The organism is Marseilla massiliensis (genome assembly GCF_016899855.1).
Taxonomy (GTDB): domain Bacteria; phylum Bacteroidota; class Bacteroidia; order Bacteroidales; family Bacteroidaceae; genus Prevotella.
On record NZ_JACJJG010000239.1, the window covers coordinates 1 to 574 of the forward strand.

The 574-nt window shown below is 53.0% G+C and carries 1 protein-coding gene; it reads left to right on the plus strand.

Annotated features, from left to right (window positions below):
* On the plus strand, positions 1 to 574 hold a 574-nt coding region (locus tag H6A34_RS14575; RefSeq protein WP_205106099.1), incomplete at both ends, for a TonB-dependent receptor plug domain-containing protein.

The following is a 574-nucleotide window of genomic DNA, read 5'->3' on the forward strand; positions in this document are numbered from 1 at the left end:
TCAAAGGAAATGTGAAAGATTCCAACGGAGAGGCCGTCATCGGCGCAACAGTCCTCGAAAAAGGGACTAAAAACGCCGTAGTGACCGATATCGACGGAAACTTCGAAATCAAAACCTCCGGCAGTAACGAGCTGCAGTTTTCATACATTGGTATGAAGCCGCAGACGGTAAACGTGGCCGGAAAGAGTAGTGTAACAGTTACAATGGAAGATGAGGCTACTGCACTCGACGATCTCGTTGTCATCGGTTATGGTACTGTAAGGAAGCGCGACCTGACGGGCGCCGTAACATCCGTCAGCGCCGAGGACATAGGGCAAATCCCTGTGTCTAATGTCAGTGAGGCCCTTACCGGTAAGATGGCCGGCGTAAACATCACCACGACCGAGGGCTCGCCCGACGCCGACGTGAAAATACGTGTACGTGGAGGAGGCTCCATCACTCAGAGCAACGACCCATTGCTCATCGTCGACGGATTCCCCGTTGAAAGTATCAGCGACATTCCTGCAACCGACATCGAGGACATTACCGTACTTAAGGACGCATCATCCACAGCCATCTACGGTTCGCGTGGTGC